This window comes from Vibrio pomeroyi, assembly GCF_024347595.1.
Taxonomy (GTDB): domain Bacteria; phylum Pseudomonadota; class Gammaproteobacteria; order Enterobacterales; family Vibrionaceae; genus Vibrio; species Vibrio pomeroyi.
This window is the reverse complement of sequence record NZ_AP025506.1, coordinates 1,929,801-1,953,736: the sequence shown is the minus strand read 5'-3', so window position 1 is coordinate 1,953,736 and position 23,936 is coordinate 1,929,801. Positions and strand designations below refer to the sequence as shown.

Annotated in this window: 20 protein-coding genes; 5 read left to right on the top strand and 15 right to left on the bottom strand. The window is 43.8% G+C overall.

The window, feature by feature from the left end; translation table 11 throughout:
- Nucleotides 1–53: 53 nt before the first annotated feature.
- Together OCV12_RS08855 and OCV12_RS08850 are read right to left on the bottom strand one after the other, a co-directional pair.
- A complete protein-coding gene (locus tag OCV12_RS08855) occupies nucleotides 54–1,247 on the bottom strand; it encodes a class I SAM-dependent methyltransferase (protein ID WP_017631283.1) in 1,194 nt (397 codons plus the stop codon).
- Nucleotides 1,248–1,356: 109 nt separating this feature from the next.
- Nucleotides 1,357–2,760, bottom strand: a complete 1,404-nt coding sequence (locus OCV12_RS08850; protein WP_261884418.1) for a methyl-accepting chemotaxis protein — start codon at nucleotides 2,758–2,760, stop codon at nucleotides 1,357–1,359.
- An 88-nt stretch (nucleotides 2,761–2,848) separates the two neighbouring features.
- On the opposite strand from OCV12_RS08850, the gene yccX reads away from it, so the two are divergent.
- The gene (yccX, locus tag OCV12_RS08845; RefSeq protein ID WP_261884417.1) at nucleotides 2,849–3,136 is read left to right on the top strand and encodes an acylphosphatase; all 288 of its coding nucleotides are present in this window, start codon (nucleotides 2,849–2,851) and stop codon (nucleotides 3,134–3,136) included.
- 51 nt (nucleotides 3,137–3,187) lie between these two features.
- Here the strand turns inward: yccX and OCV12_RS08840 are convergent, their stop codons facing one another.
- The 6 genes from OCV12_RS08840 to OCV12_RS08815 all read right to left on the bottom strand — a co-directional run bounded on the left by OCV12_RS08840 (nucleotide 3,188) and on the right by OCV12_RS08815 (nucleotide 8,923).
- Complete coding sequence (locus OCV12_RS08840; RefSeq protein ID WP_017057205.1) at nucleotides 3,188–3,517, bottom strand: TusE/DsrC/DsvC family sulfur relay protein; 330 nt, start codon at nucleotides 3,515–3,517, stop codon at nucleotides 3,188–3,190.
- A 179-nt stretch (nucleotides 3,518–3,696) separates the two neighbouring features.
- Nucleotides 3,697–4,362 (bottom strand): Bax inhibitor-1/YccA family protein, encoded by a 666-nt coding sequence (locus tag OCV12_RS08835; RefSeq protein ID WP_261884416.1) that lies wholly within the window; start codon nucleotides 4,360–4,362, stop codon nucleotides 3,697–3,699.
- Between the two features lie 294 nt (nucleotides 4,363–4,656).
- On the bottom strand, nucleotides 4,657–5,421 hold the full coding sequence (locus OCV12_RS08830) for an amino acid ABC transporter ATP-binding protein (RefSeq protein ID WP_004742336.1): 765 nt from the start codon (nucleotides 5,419–5,421) through the stop codon (nucleotides 4,657–4,659).
- A gap of 22 nt (nucleotides 5,422–5,443) precedes the next feature.
- On the bottom strand, nucleotides 5,444–6,541 hold the full coding sequence (locus OCV12_RS08825; RefSeq protein WP_239829742.1) for an amino acid ABC transporter permease: 1,098 nt from the start codon (nucleotides 6,539–6,541) through the stop codon (nucleotides 5,444–5,446).
- 1 nt (nucleotide 6,542) lies between these two features.
- Nucleotides 6,543–7,748: an amino acid ABC transporter permease gene (locus tag OCV12_RS08820; protein ID WP_261884415.1), complete on the bottom strand. Its 1,206-nt coding sequence runs from the start codon at nucleotides 7,746–7,748 to the stop codon at nucleotides 6,543–6,545.
- Nucleotides 7,749–7,894: 146 nt separating this feature from the next.
- Nucleotides 7,895–8,923, bottom strand: coding sequence for an amino acid ABC transporter substrate-binding protein (locus tag OCV12_RS08815; protein ID WP_017630037.1), 1,029 nt, complete (start codon nucleotides 8,921–8,923; stop codon nucleotides 7,895–7,897).
- A gap of 481 nt (nucleotides 8,924–9,404) precedes the next feature.
- Here OCV12_RS08815 and OCV12_RS08810 point away from each other — a divergent pair, with 481 nt between their 5' ends.
- The gene (locus OCV12_RS08810; RefSeq protein WP_261884414.1) at nucleotides 9,405–10,346 is read left to right on the top strand and encodes a precorrin-2 dehydrogenase/sirohydrochlorin ferrochelatase family protein; all 942 of its coding nucleotides are present in this window, start codon (nucleotides 9,405–9,407) and stop codon (nucleotides 10,344–10,346) included.
- A gap of 167 nt (nucleotides 10,347–10,513) precedes the next feature.
- Here OCV12_RS08810 and OCV12_RS08805 read toward each other — a convergent pair whose 3' ends face one another.
- Together OCV12_RS08805 and OCV12_RS08800 are read right to left on the bottom strand one after the other, a co-directional pair.
- Nucleotides 10,514–10,996, bottom strand: a complete 483-nt coding sequence (locus OCV12_RS08805) for a YajQ family cyclic di-GMP-binding protein (RefSeq protein ID WP_017630035.1) — start codon at nucleotides 10,994–10,996, stop codon at nucleotides 10,514–10,516.
- A gap of 12 nt (nucleotides 10,997–11,008) precedes the next feature.
- Nucleotides 11,009–12,067 carry a 3-deoxy-7-phosphoheptulonate synthase gene (locus tag OCV12_RS08800; protein ID WP_176681133.1) on the bottom strand — a complete coding sequence of 353 codons (1,059 nt, stop codon included), beginning with the start codon at nucleotides 12,065–12,067 and terminating at the stop codon, nucleotides 11,009–11,011.
- Nucleotides 12,068–12,274: 207 nt separating this feature from the next.
- Between OCV12_RS08800 and OCV12_RS08795 the strand changes: the two genes are divergently transcribed.
- On the top strand, nucleotides 12,275–13,162 hold the full coding sequence (locus OCV12_RS08795; RefSeq protein WP_261884413.1) for a putative PEP-binding protein: 888 nt from the start codon (nucleotides 12,275–12,277) through the stop codon (nucleotides 13,160–13,162).
- Nucleotides 13,163–13,321: 159 nt separating this feature from the next.
- On the top strand, nucleotides 13,322–13,807 hold the full coding sequence (locus OCV12_RS08790; protein ID WP_017082222.1) for a PaaI family thioesterase: 486 nt from the start codon (nucleotides 13,322–13,324) through the stop codon (nucleotides 13,805–13,807).
- A gap of 111 nt (nucleotides 13,808–13,918) precedes the next feature.
- Here the strand turns inward: OCV12_RS08790 and OCV12_RS08785 are convergent, their stop codons facing one another.
- Entirely contained in the window at nucleotides 13,919–15,274 is a 1,356-nt protein-coding gene (locus OCV12_RS08785) for a hypothetical protein (RefSeq protein WP_176681136.1), read from the bottom strand.
- A gap of 28 nt (nucleotides 15,275–15,302) precedes the next feature.
- Here OCV12_RS08785 and OCV12_RS08780 point away from each other — a divergent pair, with 28 nt between their 5' ends.
- Entirely contained in the window at nucleotides 15,303–16,211 is a 909-nt protein-coding gene (locus tag OCV12_RS08780) for a CvfB family protein (RefSeq protein WP_261884412.1), read from the top strand.
- 359 nt (nucleotides 16,212–16,570) lie between these two features.
- Here the strand turns inward: OCV12_RS08780 and rsmF are convergent, their stop codons facing one another.
- From rsmF to OCV12_RS08760, 4 genes are all read right to left on the bottom strand, one after another.
- Complete coding sequence (gene rsmF / locus OCV12_RS08775; protein ID WP_261884411.1) at nucleotides 16,571–17,992, bottom strand: 16S rRNA (cytosine(1407)-C(5))-methyltransferase RsmF; 1,422 nt, start codon at nucleotides 17,990–17,992, stop codon at nucleotides 16,571–16,573.
- 160 nt (nucleotides 17,993–18,152) lie between these two features.
- Entirely contained in the window at nucleotides 18,153–20,810 is a 2,658-nt protein-coding gene (locus OCV12_RS08770; RefSeq protein ID WP_261884410.1) for a PqiB family protein, read from the bottom strand.
- The gene (locus tag OCV12_RS08765) at nucleotides 20,797–22,080 is read right to left on the bottom strand and encodes a paraquat-inducible protein A (protein WP_261884409.1); all 1,284 of its coding nucleotides are present in this window, start codon (nucleotides 22,078–22,080) and stop codon (nucleotides 20,797–20,799) included. Before OCV12_RS08765 ends, OCV12_RS08770 begins: the two co-directional genes overlap by 14 nt.
- Before the next feature lie 54 nt (nucleotides 22,081–22,134).
- Nucleotides 22,135–23,931: an ABC transporter ATP-binding protein gene (locus OCV12_RS08760; RefSeq protein ID WP_261884408.1), complete on the bottom strand. Its 1,797-nt coding sequence runs from the start codon at nucleotides 23,929–23,931 to the stop codon at nucleotides 22,135–22,137.
- Nucleotides 23,932–23,936 lie beyond the last annotated feature (5 nt).

Sequence of the window (23,936 nt, the reverse complement as noted above, 5' to 3'; positions counted from 1 at the left end):
AAAAAAGGGCCGAAAGGCCCTTTTTTATTATCTAGTTATCAAAGCTAAATCGCTTAAAGGACCTTACAAGCAAAACCTTTTAAGTAGAAACCTTCTGGGTAGGCTGTGTCTGTTAGGTGGTCGGCAGCTTGTTCGAAGCGTTCTACGAATTTAACAGTTCGGCCTGCGTCTAGAGCTGCATCAGCGATGATTTTTTGGAACAAATCTGTGCCCATTAAGCCAGAGCAAGAGTAGGTGAGTAGCGTTCCGCCTGGTTTCAGGATTTGCATTGCAAGCATGTTTACATCTTTATAGCCGTTTGCACCAGACGTTAGGTTGTTCTTGCTTGAAACAAACTTCGGTGGATCCATGATCACTACGTCAAACTTAGTACCTTGGTCGCGGTATTCACGAAGCAGTTTGAATACGTCGGCATTTAAGAAAACGGCACGTTTTTTGGAGATATCAAATTCATTCAGTTCAGCATTCAACTTCGCTGTATCAAGAGCAAGCTGAGATACATCAGCGTTGATCACACGCTTTGCGTCACCTTTCAGTGCGTAAAGGCCAAAACCACCTGTGTATGAGAAACAGTTAAGAACATCTTTGTTTTTAACGTATTTCATCGACTCTTTACGGCTATCACGTTGGTCCATGTAGAAGCCCGTTTTGTGGCCTTCCATAATGTTCACGCTGATTTTTACGCCATTCTCTTCAATCACGATTGACTTAGGTGGCTCTTCACCATGAAGTACACCGACAACTTGTTCTAGGCCTTCTTTTTTACGAACTGCTACGTCTGAACGTTCATAAATGTTGCAGTCTGGGAAGCACTCGATTAGGGCTTCAACCAATACGCTTTTGTTATATTCAGCGCCTGCACTTAGCAGTTGGCAAACTAGAAAGTCTTGGTACTTATCGATAGTGATGCCAGGCAAGCCATCAGACTCTGCAGCTGTTAGACGGTAACCCGTTAGGCCGTCACGTTCGATGATGTCTTCACGTAAAGACTGTGCATCTTGAATTCGTTTTACGAAGAACGCTTTGTTGATTTCTTCTTTTTCAAATGTCCAAACACGAGCTCGAATTTGAGAAGCTGGAGAGTAAGCTGCTTTTGCAAGCCACTGACCATTTTGAGCATATACGTCTACAGTTTCACCTTGTTGCGGCTCGCCTTCGACCTTATCGATACCGCGTGAAAATACCCAAGGGTGTTTGCGGCGTAGTGATTTATCTCGGCCTTTAGCTAGATGAATTGAAGGAGTCATAATTTACTCTGTTTGTTGAATTTGAAGGAGGGGTATTGTCGGGGAAGTACAGGTGAAAAGCAAATAAGAAAGGGCTGCAGAAGCAGCCCTAGTCACGATATTTCGATGATTAAGCCTTGAGGCCGGTTAATAAGCCTTCCATTGTGTCGCTTTGCTTACGAAGCTGGTCAACGTTGGCATTACTCTTACTGATCATTTCACAGATACTGTCTGATTGATGACGAATATCTTCGACACTCTGTGCAATGTTGTCAGCAACAACACCTTGCTCTTCAGCCGCTGTAGCTATCTGAGTACTACTATCCGAAATCGATTGATTCTTTTCAGCCAGAGAGCCTATCTCAACGTTCACTTCAGACATTAAGGTTTGTCCTTCATTTGCGTTGTTAACCGTCACTTCCATCAGTTTTGTTAGTGATTGGCTGTTACGCTGTAATGATTCAATCATGCTTTGGATTTCAACCGTTGCTTGCTGTGTTCTTCCTGCAAGAGCGCGAACCTCATCTGCAACGACGGCAAAACCACGTCCTTGTTCACCAGCACGAGCTGCTTCAATAGCGGCGTTCAGAGCAAGCAAGTTAGTCTGTTCTGAAATACCATTGATGGTAGTTACAACTTCATCGATCTGTGCAGCATTCGCATCAAGCTCTTCTACTGCTTGCGAAGCCGATTGGATCTCTTGAGATAGGCTCGAGATAGATTTTAGAGTATTCGAAACCTTCACTTGGCCACTTTGAGCGACACCGCGAGCATCCATCGTTTGAGAGCTAGAATCGTGTGCAAGGGTGGCCACTTCACGAATCGTTGCTGCCATCTGTTCGGTCGCACTTGCTAGGCTATTCAGGTGCTCTTGCTGATTACCTGAAATGTCTGAGCTTTGCTGTGTTGATTGGTTCAAGTCCGAACTGATTTGCTGCATAAGTGCCACAGATTCTTGTATAGAAAGAACCATGTTTTGTTCACGCTCGGCTACCTTATCGATAGTGATGGCAATTTCACTGAATTCATCACGAACTAAGAAGTAGTTCATACGACAAGTTAAGTCACCGTTCGCAAGCGTGTTCAGTGCTTTGTTCATTGAGAACATGGCACCGCCAATGAAGGTCATGATGTAGTAAACACCCAATGCGATCAGCGTTAGTGTTACCGCGATGATAGATACTTGAGTCGTAGATAGCGCAGACCAAAGGTTTTGATCGTGGTTTGCCACTAAACTAAATGCGCCATTCATGACTGAAACAGAACCCGCGCCATAGCCTAAAGAGATGCTATCAGAACTACTAACGAGTTGAGCCACTTGATCTTTCGTGAGTTGACCCGCCTCAATAAGTCCTTTCATCAAGAGCATTTCTTCTTGATAAAGGTGAGCCAGTAATGAATCCGCTGCACTATCTAAAACGAGCGTTAATATAACCAGAGCGAGAAGAGGTAATAAGAAGAGTAGATAGAACTTTTCTTGGATTTTTAGGTGAATGAGATATTTATCAATCCAACGAAATGGGATTTCTTTCATAATCGTTATACTCGAAGTAAGTCCACCAATAAGCGGTGAATGAATAGAAGCTCAACTATATCATTCATATAATTTATGAGGCAACGTTATGGAAAGTTCCCAATTTATTTTTGTCGTGTCAGGCGTAGTTCAGTGTGTTGGTTTTCGTTATCACACCAGCAGACAAGCGCAAGCCTTGAGGATTTCAGGTTACGCTAAGAACCTAAATGATGGCCGAGTTGAAGTATTAGCGGTTGGAGAGGTTGAGAAAATTGAGAAGCTATATGAATGGCTAAAAATCGGCCCTAAGAGTGCGGTAGTTGATGGTGTAGTAAAACATCAAGTCGGAGAGAAAGAACGACAAAACGTGCGTGTTGGGGAGTTTAAAATACTGTAGCTCAGTCACTACAGTATTTATATTCAGGAATGATCTAAAGCAGATCAGTCTTTACAAGCACTTCGCTGGTTTAGGTAGGCCTGCGAGTTTGGTCGCTTGCTTAGCTGGGCCTTTCTTGAATAACTTGAATAGGTATTTGCTGTTGCCTTTTTCTGGGCCATGCGCCTTTTCCATCGCTTTTACTAGCATGCGAACTGCTGGAGAGGTGTTGAACTCTTCGTAAAAGCTCCTTACAAAATGTACGACTTCTAAGTGCGCATCCGTAAGTTCAATAGCTTCATCTTGAGCAAGAATTTCAATCATACCTTCTTCCCATTGTGTGTAGTCCAATAGGTAGCCTTGAGCATCGGTTTCGATTTGCTTGCCGTTATATTCAAACATGTTTAATCCAGAATCCAGTTAACTATCCAGATAGGGTAATGACCAAGTTTACTTTTCTCAATAGATTTATAGCGATCTCAAGAAATATTGCAGCTATCAAAAGAATTCTGGTGCTGATAGATACAAAAAAGCCCAAGAGCGAGGCTCTTGGGCTAGATATTCTTCAGTTATGGGAGTGATTAGTCGTCGCTACCCATGATGCCTAGAATGCTTAATAGGCTGATGAAGATGTTGTAGATAGATACGTACAAGCTGATCGTTGCTGAGATGTAGTTAGTTTCACCGCCACGAATGATGTTTTGCGTTGTAAGCAAGATAACACCAGTCGAGAATAGGATGAACATACCGCTCATTGCCAATGATAGTAGAGGCATTTGTAGGAAGATGTTTGCAACCATACCTACAAGCAGTACAACGAAACCAGCTAGTAGCATGCCGTTAAGGAATGACAGGTCACGCTTAGTAGTAAGAGCGTAAGCTGAAGCACCCATAAATGCTAATGCGGTACCGCCAAGTGCAGTTAGGATGACATCACTCATACCTGCGCCAACATACATATTAAGGATTGGACCGATGGTGTAGCCTAAGAAACCAGTAAATAGGAATGTGAAGACTAGACCCATGCTGTTGTCACGGTTCTTTTCAGTAAGGAAAAGTAGGCCGTAGAAGCCAACTAGCATGATGATAAGACCAGGGCGAGGAAGGTTCATCGCCATAGATACGCCTGCTACAACAGCAGACCAAAGTAGTGTCATAGACAGTAGAGCGTAGGTATTACGCAACACTTTATTGGTTTGCAGAGCACTTTCTTGAGATGCTGTGCGTGAAAACATAGGGCTGTTCATAATCTTCCTCGTAAGGTGACTTCAATAGTTATTAGTACATTTATGGGGGTGAAAGTTCGAAAAATCAAGTCTTTCATTCCTCTTGTATACGTAAAATAATAATCAAAATAGTCGGTTAAGTGTTTCTGAAGGTGTAACAAAGTATTTCTTTAGGCTGTAATCGAGTATAGCTAAGATACGATGGTCAACCTTTGGTCGATCTATTCAGTTGCTTAAAACTTTAAAAACTAACTATAACTTTGAAAAATAAAGAGGCGACCTAAGCCGCCTCTATCGTTTATGCATCATAACACATTAATGGTGTAAGATTTGGCTTAAGAAGTTCTGTGTTCTGTCCGACTGTGGATTTTCAAAGAAGTCGACAGGGTTGTTCTCTTCGATGATTTCGCCAGCGTCCATGAAGATAACGCGATCCGCGACCTCTTTAGCAAAGCCCATTTCGTGCGTCACACACAACATGGTCATGCCTTCTTCTGCAAGCTCTACCATTACATCTAACACCTCACGAACCATTTCTGGATCGAGTGCTGATGTTGGTTCATCAAACAGCATTACTTGAGGGTTCATGCATAGAGAACGGGCAATGGCTACACGCTGTTGTTGACCACCTGAAAGCTGACCTGGAAACTTATCCGCTTGCTCAGGGATTTTTACACGCTCTAGGTATTTCATCGCAATCGCTTCAGCTTCTTCCTTCGGCATCTTTTTGACCCAAATAGGGGCCAGAGTACAGTTTTCTAATACCGTAAGATGTGGGAACAGGTTGAAATGCTGGAAACACATACCTACATCTCTACGCACGGCTTCGATGTTCTTTAGGTCTTCTGTCAGTTCATTTCCTGAAACGAAGATATGACCTTTTTGGTGCTCTTCCAGTCGGTTGATACAGCGAATCATCGTAGATTTTCCTGAGCCAGAAGGGCCACAGATAACGATTTTCTCGCCTTTCTTAACTTCTAGGTTGATGTTCTTAAGCACGTGGAACTCACCGTACCACTTGTTCATGTCTTTAAGTTCAATCATCAACTCTTGCGATTCTGGGTTTAGTTGTTGCGTCATAATACGTCCTTGATCTTATTAACTATCGTTTGTGACCGGTGTGAAGTCTGTTTTCTAGCCATATTGAGTACCTCGACATGCCAAAACAGAACACCCAGAACACTAACGCGACAAATACATAACTTTCTGTTGCGAAGCCTAACCACTCAGGGTCGGTATTCGCTGCTTGGCCAATACCCAACACATCAAACATACCGATGATAAGTACCAGACTGGTGTCTTTAAATAGGCCAATGAATGTGTTCACGATTGATGGAATAGTGATTTTCAACGCTTGAGGAAGAATAATCAGTCCCATCTTTTTCCAATAGGTTAGACCCAGTGCATCTGCTGCTTCGTATTGACCTTTAGGAATTGCTTGTAGACCACCACGAATAACCTCTGCCATATAAGCTGCACTAAACAACACCACACCAACAAGAGCACGGATTAGCTTATCGGTCTCAGAGCCTGCGGCTAAGAATAGAGGCAGCATTACCGATGCCATGAACAGCACAGTAATAAGAGGAACGCCACGCCAGATTTCGATGTACACAGTACAGATACTGCGAATGATCGGCATTTCTGAACGACGCCCAAGAGCAAGTGCAACACCGATAGGAAGCGAAACCACAATACCCACTAATGCAATGATCAATGTAACCAGTAGTCCGCCCCACTTATGGGTATCAACAACTTCCAGTCCAAATACACCACCGTATAACAAACCAGCGATTAGAAATGGGTAGATGTTTACGAAGAACAACCAAATCCACGTACGCTTAGGTGTTTTTTCATAAGCCAATAAAGCGACAAAAATGGCTAACGTTGCGTAGAAAAGGCGAGGGCGCCACAGTTCAGCTTCAGGATAGAAACCGTACATGAATTGGTCCCAACGAACACTGATGAATACCCAGCACGCGCCGTCACTCGTACATGCATCACGAGTTGTGCCGACCCAGTCTGCATTTAAGAATGCCCAGTCAAAGGTTGCCCAAAGTAATGAGAATGCGATGTAACCTAAAACCAGTGTCACTACACTGTTAATAGGGCCGTTAAAGAGATTTTTCCTTAACCAGCCAACCATACCAACCGTGTTAGCGGGAGGCGGAAGATCAGGTTGAAATTGATGTGTGCTCATATTATCTCTCCACCAATGCGACTTTACGGTTATAGATATTCATTAACGCGGAGGTCAATAAGCTTAGTGTTAGGTATACGCCCATGGTCATCGCAATGATTTCTATCGCTTGACCGGTTTGGTTAAGCGTTGTACCTGCGAATACAGAAACTAGGTCAGGGTAACCAATCGCCATTGCTAGCGAAGAGTTCTTGGTTAAGTTTAAGTATTGACTGGTAAGCGGTGGAATGATGATACGTAAAGCTTGTGGGATGATAACCAGTTTCAATGTGCGAGAACGTGGTAGCCCCAAAGACATAGCAGCTTCTGTTTGACCATGGTTCACCGCATTAATACCCGAACGAACGATCTCTGCAATGAAAGATGCCGTATAGATACTGAGAGCTAACACAAGGGCTGCAAGCTCAGGGATGATGCTGATGCCGCCTTTAAAGTTAAATCCTTTCAGTGCAGGGTATTCAGCCGAAATAGGCATTCCCATAACAAAGTAAACAACCAGCGGTAAACCAACGATTAAACTCGCTGCGATGCGAAACATCGGTGTTTGTTGCCCAGTCAGTTTCTGCTTGTTGTTCGCCCAAATATTGATGATCACAGTAGCGACAATACCGATGATCAGTGCTGCAATAACAAAGCTGCTTCCTTGCTCTAAAACAGGCGCCGGGAAATATAAGCCACGGACATTCAAGAAGATGGCTTCACCCAGACTTAGACTTTGACGAGCTGATGGTAGAGCTTGAAGAACGGCAAAATACCAAAAGAAAATTTGAAGTAGTAGAGGGATATTTCGGAAGATTTCAATGTAAACCGCTGCACATCGGCTAACTAACCAGTTAGAAGATAAACGAGCGATACCCATACTGAAGCCAAGAACGGTGGCTAAAATAATACCTAGCACTGAAACTAGGGCGGTGTTTAATAAGCCGACAACGAACGTTCGACCATAAGAGAAGGTTTCGTCATATTCGACGAGCGTTAATCCGATACCAAAACCGGCTTCTTGACTAAGAAAGTCAAAACCAGTGGCAATGCCTCGGGCGTCGAGGTTGGTAAGGGCATTATTTACGATGGTGTAGAAGAAAGCGCCGAGTGCTCCGATGGCGATGATCTGAAAAACAACAGATCGGAAAGTCGGGTTGTATAATAGGTTGACACTTTTTGCTTCAGGCTTTTCCTGGGAAGGAGTAAGAGTGTTGTTAGGTTTCATACTGCAATAACCTCAAATCCATTTAACAGTTAGGGCGGAAAAACCGCCCTAAATCGTGTTACTCAAATATTCATTTTCTGTTTGTTGCTACCACACAAGATGTGCGTGATAGCAACGGTTACGAACAAGTAATCACGTAGGTGCTATTAACGGATTGGTGGAGCGTACATAAAGCCGCCCGCATTCCATAATGCATTTACGCCACGAGAGATTTGAAGTGGAGAACCTGTACCAACAGTACGCTCAAAACTCTCACCGTAGTTACCAACTTGCTTAATTACTTGGTAACCCCAGTCGTCACGAATGCCAAGGCCTTTACCTTTAGGACCGTCTACACCAAGAATACGCTTGATGTTTGGATCTTTTGACTTAAGCATTTCGTCTGCATTTTTAGAAGAGATGCCGTATTCTTCCGCGTTAATCATTGCAGAAAGTGTCCACTTAGCAACGTTAAACCATTTGTCATCATCTTGACGTACTACAGGGCCTAGAGGCTCTTTAGAGATGATTTCAGGAAGTACTTGTGCAGATTTCGGGTCAGCTAGGTTTAGGCGAAGTGCGTATAGACCAGATTGGTCTGTTGTTAGCACGTCACAACGACCTGCGTCGAAACCTTTAGAAGTTTGTGCTGCCGTATCAAATACCACTGGCTTGTAAGACATGCCGTTGTTACGGAAGTAATCGGCTAGGTTAAGCTCAGTCGTTGTACCTGATTGAACACATACAGAAGCACCATCAAGTTCTAGAGCACTTGTTAGGCCTAGATCTTTCTTAACCATGAAGCCTTGACCATCGTAGTAGTTAACGCCAACGAAGTTCAGACCTAAAGCGGTGTCACGATGTAATGTCCATGTTGTGTTACGAGATAGTACGTCGATTTCGCCAGATTGAAGCGCAGTAAAACGCTCTTTTGCTGTTAGAGGTACATACTTAACTTTGGTCTTGTCACCGAGTACAGCCGCTGCAAGAGCTTGACAATACTCAACATCAATTCCTTCCCATTCACCTTTTGAGTTAGGGTTAGAGAACCCTGGAAGACCTGTACTTACACCACAAGTTAAGAAGCCTTGAGATGTGACTTTGTCCAGAGTGCTTTCTGCCGCTGATGCCGATGTTGCCATCATCGCAGTTGATGCAGCTACTACTGAAGCAAGAAGTGTTAGTTTATTTGTCATTTGTATCCTTCCTTGTTAACCAGGTGACACCTGATACTCGTGCTCGTTTGAGTTTTTCTATATGTGTTGCGTTTTCTATGACCTTGTTGCCCAAATCAAACGAGTTGCATTTTGCAAATGAAACTGTGTGCGATTTAAACAACTGTTTATAAGGTTAGGAAAGGATCCGTAGTTTCACAAATGTATAATTTAAAAAGAATTTTGAATGAAATCACAAATCCGAACACATTTAGAATGACCAAATGTTAACTGAATGTAAATAGTGCAAGGGTTCACACTGTTGGTGCAACAAGATTTAGATTTTTATATTGATAATCGACTAGATAAATATTCTGAATGAATCTCACACTGATGAAACATTCGCCTTAAAAAAGATTGAAATTTGGTCAATAAATATTTTTATTACACTTGGATAGTTATGAATATGCTCCAAATTTGGTAGCATGGCTGAATAGTTATTGAAGTCGTCTCAAGGAAGAACATGCGTTATTTCCCAATGTTTTTGGATGTAGAGAATAAGCCAATTCTGGTGGTTGGTGGGGGCGAGGTTGCTTGCCGTAAAGTCGATAGCTTGTTGCGAGCTGGAGCGAATGTGACTTTGGTTTCTCCCAAGGTAGCGCCTTACTTAAAGCAGCTTGTTGATGAGAACAAACTTCACTGGGTTCAGAACTTTTATTCGTCGCAGATCATATCGAAAGATTACTTGCAGGTTTGGGCTACAACCGACAACCCAAGCCTGAATCACCAAGTGTATAATGATGCGAAAAAACTGGGTATTTTAGTCAATGTGGTTGATGATTTACCTTACTGCGATTTCATCACGCCTTCGATGATAAATCGCGGAAGAATTCAAATTGCGATCTCTAGCGGTGGTGCTTCACCTGTTTTAGTGCGTAATATTAGAGAAAAACTCGAAACAGTACTGCCACAAAATATAGGTTTGATTGCAGACTTCGGTGCATCAAAACGCAATTCAATCAAAGAGTCATTCCCAACAGTCGACGAGCGTCGTAAGTTCTGGGAGCGTTTCTTGTCATCTAGCTTTATTGAGCAGATAACAGACAGAGAACAGTTAGAGTCTTATTATCAACAAGCACTAACGCAAGGCATTGATAGCGAAGGGCAGGTGACTTGGATTGAGTTCGAACAAGATATAGAGCTGTTACCAATGAAAGCTTTACGTCTAATGCAGGAAGCTGAACTGGTTCTTGCTCCGAGTGATTGCCCATTCGAGTTTATAGACTTGTGTCGCCGTGATGCGGAAAGAGAAAGCTATGCGAATAGTGGAGAGCTGTCTACTAAGCTCGAACAAGCAAGAGCAGAGAGCTTACGTGTCTGTGTGTTTATTCCACCAGCGAGTGTCGAATTCAACTTATTGGTAGGGAAAGACCTGAAGCTGTCTTCTGCCAAGGTGTTGAGCTAAAAGTTAGGCCAGTTAGCTGTCTTCATACTGGCGTCTAACACGCAATAACAACGCCTAGATAAATAAAAAGCCACTTCCGATAAAGAAGTGGCTTTTTGCTATTTTAAATGCCGCATTAAACTGATTAGTAAGCAGCGAACAAGAGCCGCTGCACATAGCCAGATCAATTAGTCGCGGAAGTTATCAAACTGGAAAGGTTGACCAAGTTCACCGTTACGCACCAGTGCCATAACTGCTTGTAGGTCATCACGCTTCTTGCCCGTTACACGAACTTTCTCGCCTTGGATAGCCGCTTGAACCTTAACTTTGTTGTCTTTGATTAGCTTAACGATTTTCTTAGCAACATCGGTTTCGATGCCTTGCTTGAAGATAACCGTTTGGTGCCAAGTGCGACCTGTTTGGTCTGCAGCCTTCGCTTCCATCGCGTTAGGATCAACATTACGCTTTGTTAGGTTGCTACGAAGGATATCGCGCATTTGCTTCAGTTGGAAATCGTCTTGAGCAGTCAGTTTCACCGACTCATCTTTGTAGTCGAAGCTTGCATCAACGCCGCGGAAATCGAAACGAGTCGATAGTTCACGGTTAGCATTGTCTACAGCGTTGCGTAGTTCTACTGATTCTACTTCAGAGATAATGTCAAATGATGGCATTGTGTTATGTCCTTAAGCTAAGTTTCTATCTTTAATTGCAGTTGCAAGCATGTCTAGCATAGTTGCAGTATCTTCCCAGCTTAGGCATGGGTCAGTAATAGACTTGCCGTATTCTAGGTTGTTGATGTCAGTCATTGGCTGGTTGCCTTCTTTAATGAAGCTTTCTGCCATGATGCCTGCAATTTGATTCTTGTTAGATTTGATCTGGTCACAAATGTCTTGTGCAACTTCTAACTGCTTACGGTGCTGTTTCTGACAGTTAGCGTGGCTAAAGTCTACAACCAAACGTTGAGGCAGGTCGAATTCAGCCAGTTGCTTACATGCGATATCTACCGACTCAGCGTCGAAGTTAGGACCCTTATCGCCACCACGTAGAATAACGTGACCGTATGGGTTACCAGAAGTACGGTAAACCGTCATGCGGCCGTTCTTGTCTGGAGAGTAGAAGTAGTGTGAAGCATGCGCAGCACGAATCGCATCGATAGCGATCTTGATGTTGCCGTTAGTCGCGTTTTTGAAGCCAACTGGGCAAGAAAGAGCTGAAGCCATTTCACGGTGAATCTGAGATTCTGTTGTACGAGCGCCGATTGCGCCCCAAGTGATAAGGTCTGCAATGTACTGACCTGTGATCATATCAAGGAATTCAGTCGCTGTTGCTAGGCCAAGCTTATTGATGTCTAGCAGAAGCTTACGCGCTTTGTTCAAGCCCGTTTCAAGTGCGTATGAACCATCAAGGTTTGGATCGGTAATCAGACCTTTCCAACCTACAACCGTGCGAGGTTTCTCGAAGTAGGTTCTCATCACAACGAACAATTCGTCTTTGTATTGCTCTTGAATCTGGCTTAAGCGCTCAGCGTAATCAAGTGCCGCTTCTGTGTCATGAACAGAACAAGGGCCAACGATAACTAATAGGCGGTTATCACGACCAGTTAGGATATCTTCGATTTGGCGGCGAGAATTTGCAATACGCTCAGCAACGTCGTCAGTAATAGGGTGTGCATTGCCTAATTCGGCAGGAGTTGGCATAGGACCCAGTGCTTGGGTTCTCAACTCATCAGTTTTTAATGGCATGTGATAGCTTTTTTATTCTATTGCGAAGTGGTTAAGATAACGGAATTGAACAGAGGAATAAACTCTCTTGAGTCAAAGTTATCTCAGTTATTGCTAATATTCTTATTTTTATCAGCAGGCCAGCGTCAAATAAGGGATTTTCACTTGTATTAACAGGCAGCTATCGGTATTTTCGTTTGAACACAACATAAAAATGCTGGAGCAGCAATGACTCAAGAAACTCAAAGCACTTTGCACCCAGAACTTGTCTTAGGTGATGTGCTGCCTTCTTATAACGATAATAATAATTCCACCCACTTGTACGTATCTCTGTCTGAATTGGTCATGGACCGTGTTTTCTACCATCCATCGATTGAAGACCATTTAGATACACTTTCTGATATTGAGAAAACCTCTTTAGATGCCATCCTTGGTGGCAAGAGTGTCGATGAACACTTTGTTTCAACACTGGTTGTAGCGATTCAAGCTGCAGTCCTACCGAATCATACCTCAGTGCGCATCGCGTTGAGCAGTGCTGATAGCTACAGCTTCCGTTCGCTGTTAGGCGGCAATTGCGAAGTTGAGGAGGTGAACCCAGCACTAGGCGTTCGTGGTGTAGCTCGCTATGCGACACCAGAGTACAGCAAGGCTTTCGCTTTAGAATGTCAGGTGATTAAGGCATTACGTGAGCAAGGCATCAACGTTGAAGTGGTTGTGCCTTACGTTCGTGCGTTAAGCGACGCTGCGAAGATCATCGACTTACTAGCAGAGCAAGGTTTACCACGCGGTCTTAACGGTTTGAAAGTACTGTTCTCGTGTGATGTGCCGTCTGCAGTGCTATTGAGCGAACGTCTACTGCATTACTTTGATGGTGTCGTTGTGAATGTCGACAGCCTAGCGTCTTTCACTCTTGGTGTAGACAAACAAAATGAAGCGCAGCAACATGCTTTCGATCCGCAAAACGAAGCGGTGATTACTTTACTGGACATGATTGTTAAAGCGACGCTGCATGCGAAGAAGCCAGTATTGCTAGTCACGCAAGGTTTAGTCGATTACCCACGTCTACAAGGTTACATTGCTGACCTTGAAGGTGTTGAAACGGTCGTGACTGCGTAAATCGATTAGCTTGCCTGATAAGCCGACTTAAAGCGCTAATGCTTTGAGAATGAAAGAGATATCATTGTGCGATGATATCTCTTTTTTGTAACATTTTTTTGACATTCTTATCGCTAGTCGATTAACTGGTCTGATGACTAACTTGGCTAGGTAATTCGAATGTTGACCCCTCTACAAAAAGCAAATTTCTACTTAAGCATGTTTGGCTTTTTCAAAGTCCCACTTATCTGGTTGTGTCGACCAAAACTGCTCGCGTTGGACAACCAACATGTTGAAGTGAAAATTCCGCTTAAAAGACGTACCAAGAATCACCTTAACAGTATGTACTTTGGCGTTTTAGCTGTCGGTGCGGATGTCGCGGGTGGCTTTCTCGCGATGAGTAAATCGCAGCAGCAAGGTGAAAAGATCTCGTTGGCTTTTAAAGAAGTGACGGGTAACTTTTTGAAGCGCCCTGAGGGTGATGTGCATTTCACTTGTAACGACGGTGAGCTGATCAACACTATGTTGGCAGAAACCATGTCGACCGGAGAACGAGTTAATCAACCTGTAACCATTATCGCGACATGCCCATCTTTACATGGTGATGAGCCGATGGCGGAGTTCACGCTAACGCTCTCAATTAAGAAAGTCCCATCCAGAAAATAGCCATCAAGTAAATAGGTGCTGGGTAAGAAGTTATGGGGAATGCTCGAAGAGTTGAAATAACGGTATGTGAATGGTTTCCACATACCGTCTTAGAGAATCTTTATAATAGTCTTATGACTCTTGAGTGATTTGCTCAATATCAACGATTTTGGAACGGTTCATAACAATCTTCCAACGGTAGTAGGTTGGTTCGTTATCATGGTTGTTCTCCTTAATGATCAGGTTGAGAAGATGACGCTTTTCTACTGATTCGCGGCTCACTTGCCCTTCATTCAGACGGTAGATCTTGTTTGAGCCTTTATCCATCAATCGTGTCAGCGCTCTTAGGCTGATCGATAACGTTTCACGAGTCTCCTCGTAACCACTCATAAAGGTCGATGTCGACATCTCAGTATGAGAGCGGTAATGCAAGATTTGCTCTTCACGTTGCACCACACGCTTTTTACGGATCGACTGAATGCGATCTGCAAGCTTAGAAAAGTTTGCGTAGTCCAACCATTCGAGTTTATGTCCAACAGACTTATTGGTCGTTGGGTCATAGTAACGACGCTTCCATTTCGGCTTGCCTTTACGTAGCCAGCGCCAAAGGATGTCTCTCAAGTCATCTTTAAAGATCTCACGCAACGCATAGATGAAAGACATTGCCACAATGAAAGAGGCAGTAATCTCACCAAGAAAGTCACGAGCCAAGATCACGGTAGTAGTCACGACGACCATTACCAAACCAGTCGCAATACCTTTCACAGCACGCTTAACGTTCTTACCCATCGATGTTGTCTTTTCTTTAAGCACGATAGGGTGTTCAATCAAACGACGCAGTAACCGCATCTTGTTACTCAGACGGGTAACGTCTTCTCGAACTCTTGCTGAGTTATAGCGGTTTAGTTTACGGTGCGCGGTCTCTTTATCACAAAGCGTTAAGAGTCGTTCTTTAATCGTTGAATACTCACTGCCACGTGGCATGTGCGAAACCAGCGATAAGAACTTTTGCTCGGTGTACCAAGATAGGTAGTTATCGATATTAGCATAGTAACGTTTGAGGTTTTCTTCGTAAGGGATGCTTCGGCGTAATTTCTTCAAGATATCTAACGCCAGTTCAATGACTTCATCTACTTCATCAGCCGTTACGTCGTCACTATCGTTCTTATTCAAGCTGCTGACGGCTTTGTCTAACGCGATAACATATTGATAAGCGAACAAACTCAAACTTACACGGTATTGTGTAATGGACAGTCGGCCACGTTTAGCTAAACGGCTGTGCACCAAAGGCAGCAGTGTTTTATCACTGTAATAAGCACGTTTTTGAGTGATCGAGCTGTAGAAAAATGCGCTTTCAGAAAGGACTTCAGGAGTCAGTCCAAGTTCACCGGGAATGAATAGATAAACGTCCATGTCGAGCTTTTTTGTTTTAGCCATGGCATGGTTAATTTTAAGTGTTATCGCATCTTGTTTATCAACGGTGATCAACGATGGCTCCTAGAATGTAAAAATATGAATGAAACTAGCGAAAGCATATCAGAGATCACGTATAATCTCCGCCAAATTTAAAGTAGAGACAATCTTGATGATTAATATTGGTCAAATAAACAACTTAGAAGTAGTAAAACAAGCAGACTTCGGTGTATTCCTTGACGCTAGCGACTATGGAACCGTGTTGCTGCCGAAACGATTTACTCCTGAAGGTGTTGAAATTGGTCAAAAGCTAGATGTTTTCTTATACATTGATTCTGACAACCAGATCGCTGCAACGACTGAAAAACCGATTGCTCAAGTAGGGCAGTTTGGTTTGATGACCGTTGAAGGTGTAAACAGCACTGGCGCATTCATGAGTTGGGGTGTGAAAGGTAAAGACCTACTGGTTCCTTTCAGCGAGCAACGTGGCCGTTTAAACGAAGGTCAGTCAATCTTAGTATATGTATATATTGATAAAGCATCTAGCCGCATTGTAGGTACAACAAAGTTCAACAAGTGGTTAGACAATACGCCAGCGACTTATAAGCAAAACGAGCAAGTGGATCTTATCATCGCTGAACGTAGCCAATTGGGTTACAAAGCAATCGTGAATGGCGAGCACTGGGGCATGATTTTCCCATCCGACATCATCGGTAAGCTGTTCATCGGTAAGGCATTGAAAGGCTACATTAAAAATGTTCGTGAAGAAGACGGTAAGATTGACTTGTCTCTTCAGAAGATTGGCGTCGCTAAGATGGATGATCTAAGCACTAAGATTCTAGACTTGCTTGAAAAGAAAGGTGGCTTCTTGCCGCTGAATGACAAGTCTTCACCGGATGCTATTTTCTCTGCATTTAGAACCAGTAAAGGTACGTTCAAAAAGACCATTGGTGGTTTGTACAAGTCTGGCAAAATCTCGATCGACAAAGAAGGCATTCGCTTAACGAAATAAGCGAGTCTGTTGGTCAAAAAGAAGCCCAAACCTTCCTGTTTGGGCTTAGGGGAAAGGGCTCCGAAGAGCCTACGCTAATCGTTTTAATTGTTTATCTAATAGACTGAAGTCTAGTTTAATTTTTCCGATATGCGATTTTTGATAACACAAATAGTGACTTGAATTGATGTTTTTGTAATTAAGCGTTGATTCAACGACCTTTTTATTTGCGTTGACTGAGTTAGTCTCCCCACAAAACAGATTGAATAGAAAAAGCCCAAACAACATGCGTTGTTTGGGCTTTTTGTTTATTCATCTGTATAGCTCTGTTCAGGGATAGAGCATGTGCTAAGAAGCTAAGAAGCTAAGAAGCTAAGAAGCTAGAACAGGTTCTTATCGCGCACTAGCTCACGTGGTAAACCGTTCTTAACTCGGTTGCCAACCCATTTACCAAGGCCAATGATCGCACCGTTGTATTTAACCAGTACTTCGCCTTTACCTGATAGACCTTCAGGGCGAACATCTCGTCCCATGAACCATTCGCGAGCATCTTCGATAGTCAGTTCAACAATGTTGGCTTCATTGCCTGTCGCGAGGGTAGTCGCCACTTGGTGTTGCCAGCGGTAGCCCTTTTTATGGGTTTCTGCGATCTTGATGCCCATACGAGAGAAACGGAACTCACCAATCATCGGCTCTAATGCTTCAGGGAATAGCCATACATCTTTGTCACGTATCCATACCTGAGTATCACTTGGTAATTCGATATCTAACGCACTTGAAAGCTGTTCAGCCACTTCTTGTTGCGCTTTCTTTGAAGCTTTCTCGAATGGGAATTTACCTAAGCGCTTTTTCACTTCTGGCGGAGTCACCGATGCTAGCTTGCGAATACGTGCAACGAAGAAGCCTTCAGAGTCATAAACCTGAGGGAAGATGTGTAGAAAGCCTTCTTCTGTTGTTGTCGCTTTTGCGTCTTCAAACAGTGATTCTAGAGATTCGAATTCAACCGCATCACCAAAGGTTTCTTTTAGGTGATGACACACTTGTTGGTTCTCTTCCGTGCTTAACGTACACGTTGAGTAAACCAGAACACCATTTGGCTTAAGGGCGTGGAATGCACTTTCGATAAGGTCTTTCTGCGTGTCTGCGATGTCGACTACAGATTGATATGTCCAGTTCTTCATTGCGTCGGCGTCTTTACGAATTGTGCCTTCGCCAGAGCAGGGTGCGTCTAACAACACAGCATCGAATTGTTCTGGTAGCCAGCCACCAAATACACGGCCGTCAAAGTTGCTCAGCGCAGCATTACGCACACCACAACGTTCGATGTTGGCGTGAAGTACTTTTACTCGGCTCGCTGCGTATTCATTTGCAACCAGCACGCCACGGTTATTCATGAGTGCTGCAATCTGTGTGGTTTTAGAACCCGGAGCCGCAGCCGTATCTAGCACTGCTTGGTAATTTTCTTCGCCTTGGAATAGTGCAGAAGGTGGCATCATTGAACTGGCTTCTTGGATGTAGAATAGGCCAGACATGTGCTCTGCAGTGTTACCTAGTGGCGCTTCAGTTTCATCGGTCGTGATCCAAAAACCCGTTTCACACCAAGGCACTGGCTCTAATTCCCAGCCTTTATCTTTTGCACGCACGAGGAAGTCTTCAACACTGATCTTGAGTGTGTTCACTCGAATGCTTTTACGAAGTGGCTTTTGACAAGAAGCGACAAACGAAGCCATGTCTAGATGGCTCGGCATGATGCCTTCAATGTGAGTTAGGAATTCTTCTGGGATATATACGTTAGCGTGCAAAAGGGTATCTCGATTTATAGCATTAATGCGCGCAGTTTAAAGCAAAATGAGATTGTCCTAAACCATATTTGCTTGAAACAATAAAAATGCAGCCCAATGGCTGCATTTAGATGTGAATTGTCGGCTATTCGCTCGGAGAACTTGAGCTATCGAGCCACGTCTATGGGCGAGGGATTGCGGTTCTCCACGATTTCCACTCGTCTTCGGCTTTAGGATATAAGTAGAAAGACTGATCTTCTTCTGCCAACGGTTGTAATTCATCGGTTGGTGGCGTTGAGAAGGTGATGCCACCACGAATTAGGCTATCGACAGTACCTGCTTTAATGTTAGCGCCAGACAAGCCGATAGACACATCAACACCAGACACATTCCAGAACACGCTGTTCGAGCGAATCAGGTAAGCGAACTCTAGCTTTATCTGAATAGTAGATATAATTCGGTCTGCAAATTCGCCAAGCTGTACATCAATCACAGAACCAATCTCTAACTCTCGGAACAGAATCGGTGTGCCTTCAGACACTGAACCGCGACTTTCACTTTGTAGGGTGAATATTTTGCCTTCAGGTTGTACTGGGCCACTGCTCAACTTGAATGCCGTGGTTTTACTTCCGTTCCCCGGTTCAACTTTGATGTGCTTAGAAATCAGAGACGACACATTCTTAATTCCGTTCAAACCAATTTCTGGTTCGGCTACCCAGAAGTGGCTATCCGCGACGGCAATTTTCTCAACATATTCCGGCAGGATACGAGCCGTGATTTCGATACCACCCTTGTTAAAGATCGGAATAACCAAAGTGACTTCACCCACTGTCACACCTTGGTATTTGATCGGCATGCCCTTGCTGACTTCTTGGTCGCCAGAAGAGGTAATAGTAATCGCACGACCGAATTTACGAGCTGATTTTGAATCGTTATAAAGCTTCCACACATCGCCCAGTTTGTTGTCGATACCCGGCAGCGAATCAAACGCAATACCACCTTGAATCAGTGTTTTAACTGGTGCCGCTTTGATACTGATCCCCGATAGCGACGCATCCACTTCAACACCTGAACGGTTCCAGAAAACCGTGTGTTTATTTATTAAGTGTGTGTAGCGGTTTTCAATCGTGACTTTAATTCTCACGCCACCATCAGCCAGTTGGAAATCTGAAATACTACCCACTTGAAGGTTACGGTAGAGTAGTGGACTGCCTTTAGAGATCGAAGGTAATTCACTTGCAAACAACGATAACGTTTTAGAACCCGATTGGTTGAACTTTGCTATCTCTGCCAGTGATTTACTTTGGAACAGTTGATAGTTGCCGCGAGCTTGATCTTTGCCTTCACTTACAAAGCTGATTGAGCCTGTTAGAAGCTGTTTAGCAGGCGGAACGGTCACACTCAGGCCTGATTCTGTCAACTCAGCTGTCGCGCTGCCAGTAACGAAGAATCGGTTGTTACTTTTGATAAGGTGCGCGTATTCGTTGTCGATCAACGCATCCATGAAGACTTCGTGTTTGTCGCTACCTGTACCTACACCATCAACCAAGCCCACTTTGATAATTGAGCCGACCGCAATACCTTTGTAAAGCAGTTGGGTACCGACATCTAAACCGAATGAATTGTTTGAAGTTAGACGAATCGCGACGGATTTCTCTTGTTCTTGGCTGTATTCGGTTTGACGAATCGCAGTAAATCGACGTGCTTTTTCACCTTCACCGGGTACTAAAGTTAAGAAGTTACCTGTTACTAAGTTGGCGATGTTCTTCATACCAGTTAGTGATAGTTCGGCTTCTTCAAGAACGAACTTACTGCCACTGTTTAAGAAGTCACTGAATGCAGGTTGAATTGCCGCTGAAGCAACCACGTGCTCACGACCTTCGCTTAACGATAAATCGGTAATTTGACCGATTTCGATTCCGCGGTACATGATTGGAGCACCCGTCGCGCTGATCTTATTATCATCAGGAACCGCAATCTTAATTGAAATACCACGACCTGCGGTTTTTAAATCAGGGTAGAGCTTGAACTTGGTATTCATTTCTACCGGCTGACCATCTCCTGGCGAGTCTACAGCGATAGAACCACCTAATAGGGCACTGAGACTTTCTAAACGGACATCAACACCTGAGAACCCGATACTTGCGCCTAAACCACTCACATTCCAGAAACGGCTTTGGTCGGTGATAATGTGGCTGTATTCGTCTTTAATTGCTGCTTGGATCGTCACTGACTTACCGTTTTCGTTAAGCTGGTAGTTATAGACTTCACCAATTGGGATTTTGCGATAAACGATTTGAGAGCCAACCGATACGCCACCTAGGTCTTTGGTCGTCAGTGAGATATTCAAACCTTCAGAAGCGAGTAAGTCAGAAGGGGATGATTCCAAGGCTTGGAAAACCGTTTCTGGTTCTTGTTTCGTTTCACTTGGATGAATAGCAATGTAGTTACCTGAAACAAGCGCATCTAAACCAGAGATACCCGATAAGCTTGCTGTCGGTTTAACCAACCAGAAGCGTGTACCTTTCGAAAGCAGCTTTTTAGCTTCAGGGTAGATATCAGCATCAACGTAAATATTGGACAGGTCTTTGGACAGTGTAATGTCACGAACCATACCTACCTCTAAGCCTTGGTAGCGAATGGTGGTGCGTCCTGCGATTAACCCTGCCGCATCCGAGAAGTAGATCTGCACACGTTGCCCAGCATCGTGAACCGACTTCATTACCAGCCAACCGGCGAGAGCGACGGTAAGTATTGGCAGAATCCACAAAGGTGAGATGCCTTTGTTTTTCCTAACTTCTGGTGAATATGACGTTTGTGATTGGTTATTGTTGTTCATTCACTGACTCATCTTTAGAGGTATAGTTATCCCAAATTAGCCTAGGATCTAAGCTTTCCGCTGCGAGCATCGTCAGAACAACAACAACGCCAAAAGCGACTGCACCATAACCTGGTGTGAAGTTTAAAATTTGTCCACGGTCGACCAATGTCATCATGATCGAAATAACGAACAGATCCATCACAGACCATTTTCCTACCCATTTCACGATGAAATAGACGGTCATTCGTTGTCTGTGGTAGAGCGCTCGCTTCATCTGAATACAAATCAAGATGTAAGCCAGCCCAAGGATTTTGGCTACTGGGACGACAATACTCGCCACGAAGATGATTATCGCAATACCATACATATCGCTGTTAATCAGAGACGCAACACCGGAGATAATCGTATCTTCGAGCCTTTGCCCGTTAGTAATAAGAATAGAAATAGGGATAACGTTGGCTGGCACAATGGCTACTGACGCGGCAAACAACAATGCCCATGTCTTTTGAATCGAGTAAGGTTTGCGATGATAGAGGTCGTGATGACAACGAACGCAACTATCGCCTTCTGGTTGAGATAGGTGACAGTTATGACAATGAACGTTCTTGGTTTCGGCAAACACGTAATCAGATTCTTTAGCCCACGCTTCCCAGTATCGCCTTACACTAATGCGGCTAACTAATAGCACGCTAAATAGTTGCAAAAGAATGAGTCCAATCAAACCTGGACCAACAAAGATGTCTGAATAGTCTTGTAGCTTAAAGCACGAGATCGCAACACTCACTAAGAATACATCCAGCATCATCCAGTGTTTTAGGGTTTGGATAATAGCTAATGAATAGCGAAACGGCGTAAAGAGTCCGAAGCGAAGTGACAGATGGCTAATAAGTACAGAAGTACAGACCAGCAAGGGGGCGATGGAACTACAGAATAAGATTAACAAGCCAAGTAGCGGGAAGCCTTCACCCATTAAGGTAAACACACCAGATGGCAGGGTTGCAGGTATCATCACCCCAATTAGGCGGATGCTAATGAAATCGAAAAAGTGAGAAGGGATAAAGAGCAACAAACAAGTGACGGCGATTGCTAGGTTACCAGACAGGCTAGGGGTACCGCCTCTATAAAGCTGAGTGCCACATCTTGGGCAATAAGCGGATTTCCCTAAAGGGATGTCCATTTTATCGACGGGGAGTTCGCAGCCCTGACAAAGGCGCACTGAGCTGCTATCGCATTGATGCTTAGTTGATAAAGGGTTGGTAACGGATGGGGAGGTCACGCGACCTCCCAAGTTGAAACGTTAGTCAGGCTCGATGCCCGACTAAAAGACTCAGAACCACAAACATCAGGCGTGCGATTGCACACTGCCGTAGAGTGTTTGATAAAGTCCTTGTTGTTCAACCAATTCACCATGTGTTCCCGTCTGTGTGACTTGCCCATCTTCTAAAACATAGATTAGATCGGCTTGTTTCACCGCTGATAATCGATGAGCCACTATCAAAGTTGTGCGATCTTTCAAAAACTCGCTCAGAGCTTTATGCAGTGCTGACTCTGTGGCTGTATCTAGTGCGGAGGTCGCTTCGTCAAGAATAACAAACTTAGGATTGCTCAGCACCATGCGGGCTATTGCTAGACGTTGTCGTTGACCGCCAGACAGTCGAACACCATTCCTACCAATTTGCGTATCCAAGCCATTACTCAGTTGCTTGATAACATCTTGCATTTGAGAGACTTCAAGCGCACGCCATAGCGACATTTCATCGTATTCAACGCCAAGGGTCAGATTATGCCTCAATGTGTCGTTAAAGAGTATAGGTTGTTGTAAAACAACGGCAATTTCATTACGGATAATATCAAAGCTGATGTCATCAGTTTTTTCGCCGTTATAGCGTATACAACCTGAATCGGCTTGATAAACCCCAATCAGCAATTGGATTAATGTCGATTTACCGCCACCACTCGCGCCCACTAAAGCGACCTTTTTACCAGCAGGGATGTGCAGCGATAGGCTATTTAAAACAGTGTTTTCTAATGTGTAAGAGAATGTAACGTTTTCTATGTCTACCGTCACTTCTTGGTTTTCATTGAAAGGGTTCACCTTACTCACAGGACGATGCTCTTCTTCTAACTTAAGAAGATCATTGATTCGTTGTAGTGCCGCCTTCGCGCTGTACCAAGAGAATTGAATCCCTAGCAGCTCTTGAACCGGGCCCAACATAAACCATAAGTAACCGAATACCGCAAAGATCTGACCGATGGTTAAGTCACTGAATAGCACCATTAACATCGCGACAGCGCGGAAAAGTTCAAAGCCCAACAGAAATAGCAGAAACGAAACACGTCCAGCCGCTTCAGATTGCCATGCGTATTTATCGGCATCGATTCTTACTTGGTTCGCTTGAACCTTCAATTCATCTAGGAAGATACGTTCTTTGTTGGCTGCACGTAGCTGATAAATACCATCTAAGGTTTCAACCAAGCGATTTTGAAAACGTTCGAAAGATTGGTTCTCGTACTTTTTAAGGTGCTTAACCTTGCTACCTAGTTTACGAGAGAAATAAATAACAACAGGATTGACCAGTAGAATGAACAGCCCTAAACGCCACTCTAACCATAACAACACAATCGCAGTGCCGAACACCGTTAAGAAGCTGATCAGGAACTTAGAGAGCGTTGAGCCAATGAACTTATCGATTGTCTCTATGTCTGTTATTAGGTGAGCATTAATACCGCCGCTGCCTTTGGTCTCGTATTGTCTAATACTAATGCGACCAAGCTTATCTATCATCTTGCTACGCATTTGATAGGTGATTGTTTTGGAGACGAGTGTAAATTGACGCCCTTGCAGAATGTTCAACGCTTGGCTAACGGTACGCATGATAATGACTAACAGCAAAGTCAGTGCAATATAGCCAGTGGGTGTCTGCAGCGATGTTGGAAGTAGGTGATTCATCATATCTAAGCCAGAAGCCGGCTTATCAAGTAATACTTCATCAACCATTAATGGCATGAGCAACGGGATAGGGACACTGATGAGAGTTGCAAGTATGGCAATAATGTTAGCAAACAGTAATTTGGACTTGTGTTTTTTTACTTGAGTTATTAACCAAGAACGGCTAATAGTGTCTTCTGAATTGTTCATTGTAA

What these genes read in the sequence shown, in the direction of transcription:
- OCV12_RS08855 (WP_017631283.1), bottom strand. Translation starts at nt 1,247, where the DNA reads ATGACTCCTTCAATTCATCTAGCTAAAGGCCGAGATAAATCACTACGC.
- OCV12_RS08850 (WP_261884418.1), bottom strand. Translation starts at nt 2,760, where the DNA reads ATGAAAGAAATCCCATTTCGTTGGATTGATAAATATCTCATTCACCTA.
- yccX (WP_261884417.1), top strand. Translation starts at nt 2,849, where the DNA reads ATGGAAAGTTCCCAATTTATTTTTGTCGTGTCAGGCGTAGTTCAGTGT.
- OCV12_RS08840 (WP_017057205.1), bottom strand. Translation starts at nt 3,517, where the DNA reads ATGTTTGAATATAACGGCAAGCAAATCGAAACCGATGCTCAAGGCTAC.
- OCV12_RS08835 (WP_261884416.1), bottom strand. Translation starts at nt 4,362, where the DNA reads ATGAACAGCCCTATGTTTTCACGCACAGCATCTCAAGAAAGTGCTCTG.
- OCV12_RS08830 (WP_004742336.1), bottom strand. Translation starts at nt 5,421, where the DNA reads ATGACGCAACAACTAAACCCAGAATCGCAAGAGTTGATGATTGAACTT.
- OCV12_RS08825 (WP_239829742.1), bottom strand. Translation starts at nt 6,541, where the DNA reads ATGAGCACACATCAATTTCAACCTGATCTTCCGCCTCCCGCTAACACG.
- OCV12_RS08820 (WP_261884415.1), bottom strand. Translation starts at nt 7,748, where the DNA reads ATGAAACCTAACAACACTCTTACTCCTTCCCAGGAAAAGCCTGAAGCA.
- OCV12_RS08815 (WP_017630037.1), bottom strand. Translation starts at nt 8,923, where the DNA reads ATGACAAATAAACTAACACTTCTTGCTTCAGTAGTAGCTGCATCAACT.
- OCV12_RS08810 (WP_261884414.1), top strand. Translation starts at nt 9,405, where the DNA reads ATGCGTTATTTCCCAATGTTTTTGGATGTAGAGAATAAGCCAATTCTG.
- OCV12_RS08805 (WP_017630035.1), bottom strand. Translation starts at nt 10,996, where the DNA reads ATGCCATCATTTGACATTATCTCTGAAGTAGAATCAGTAGAACTACGC.
- OCV12_RS08800 (WP_176681133.1), bottom strand. Translation starts at nt 12,067, where the DNA reads ATGCCATTAAAAACTGATGAGTTGAGAACCCAAGCACTGGGTCCTATG.
- OCV12_RS08795 (WP_261884413.1), top strand. Translation starts at nt 12,275, where the DNA reads ATGACTCAAGAAACTCAAAGCACTTTGCACCCAGAACTTGTCTTAGGT.
- OCV12_RS08790 (WP_017082222.1), top strand. Translation starts at nt 13,322, where the DNA reads ATGTTGACCCCTCTACAAAAAGCAAATTTCTACTTAAGCATGTTTGGC.
- OCV12_RS08780 (WP_261884412.1), top strand. Translation starts at nt 15,303, where the DNA reads ATGAAACTAGCGAAAGCATATCAGAGATCACGTATAATCTCCGCCAAA.
- OCV12_RS08770 (WP_261884410.1), bottom strand. Translation starts at nt 20,810, where the DNA reads ATGAACAACAATAACCAATCACAAACGTCATATTCACCAGAAGTTAGG.
- OCV12_RS08760 (WP_261884408.1), bottom strand. Translation starts at nt 23,931, where the DNA reads ATGAACAATTCAGAAGACACTATTAGCCGTTCTTGGTTAATAACTCAA.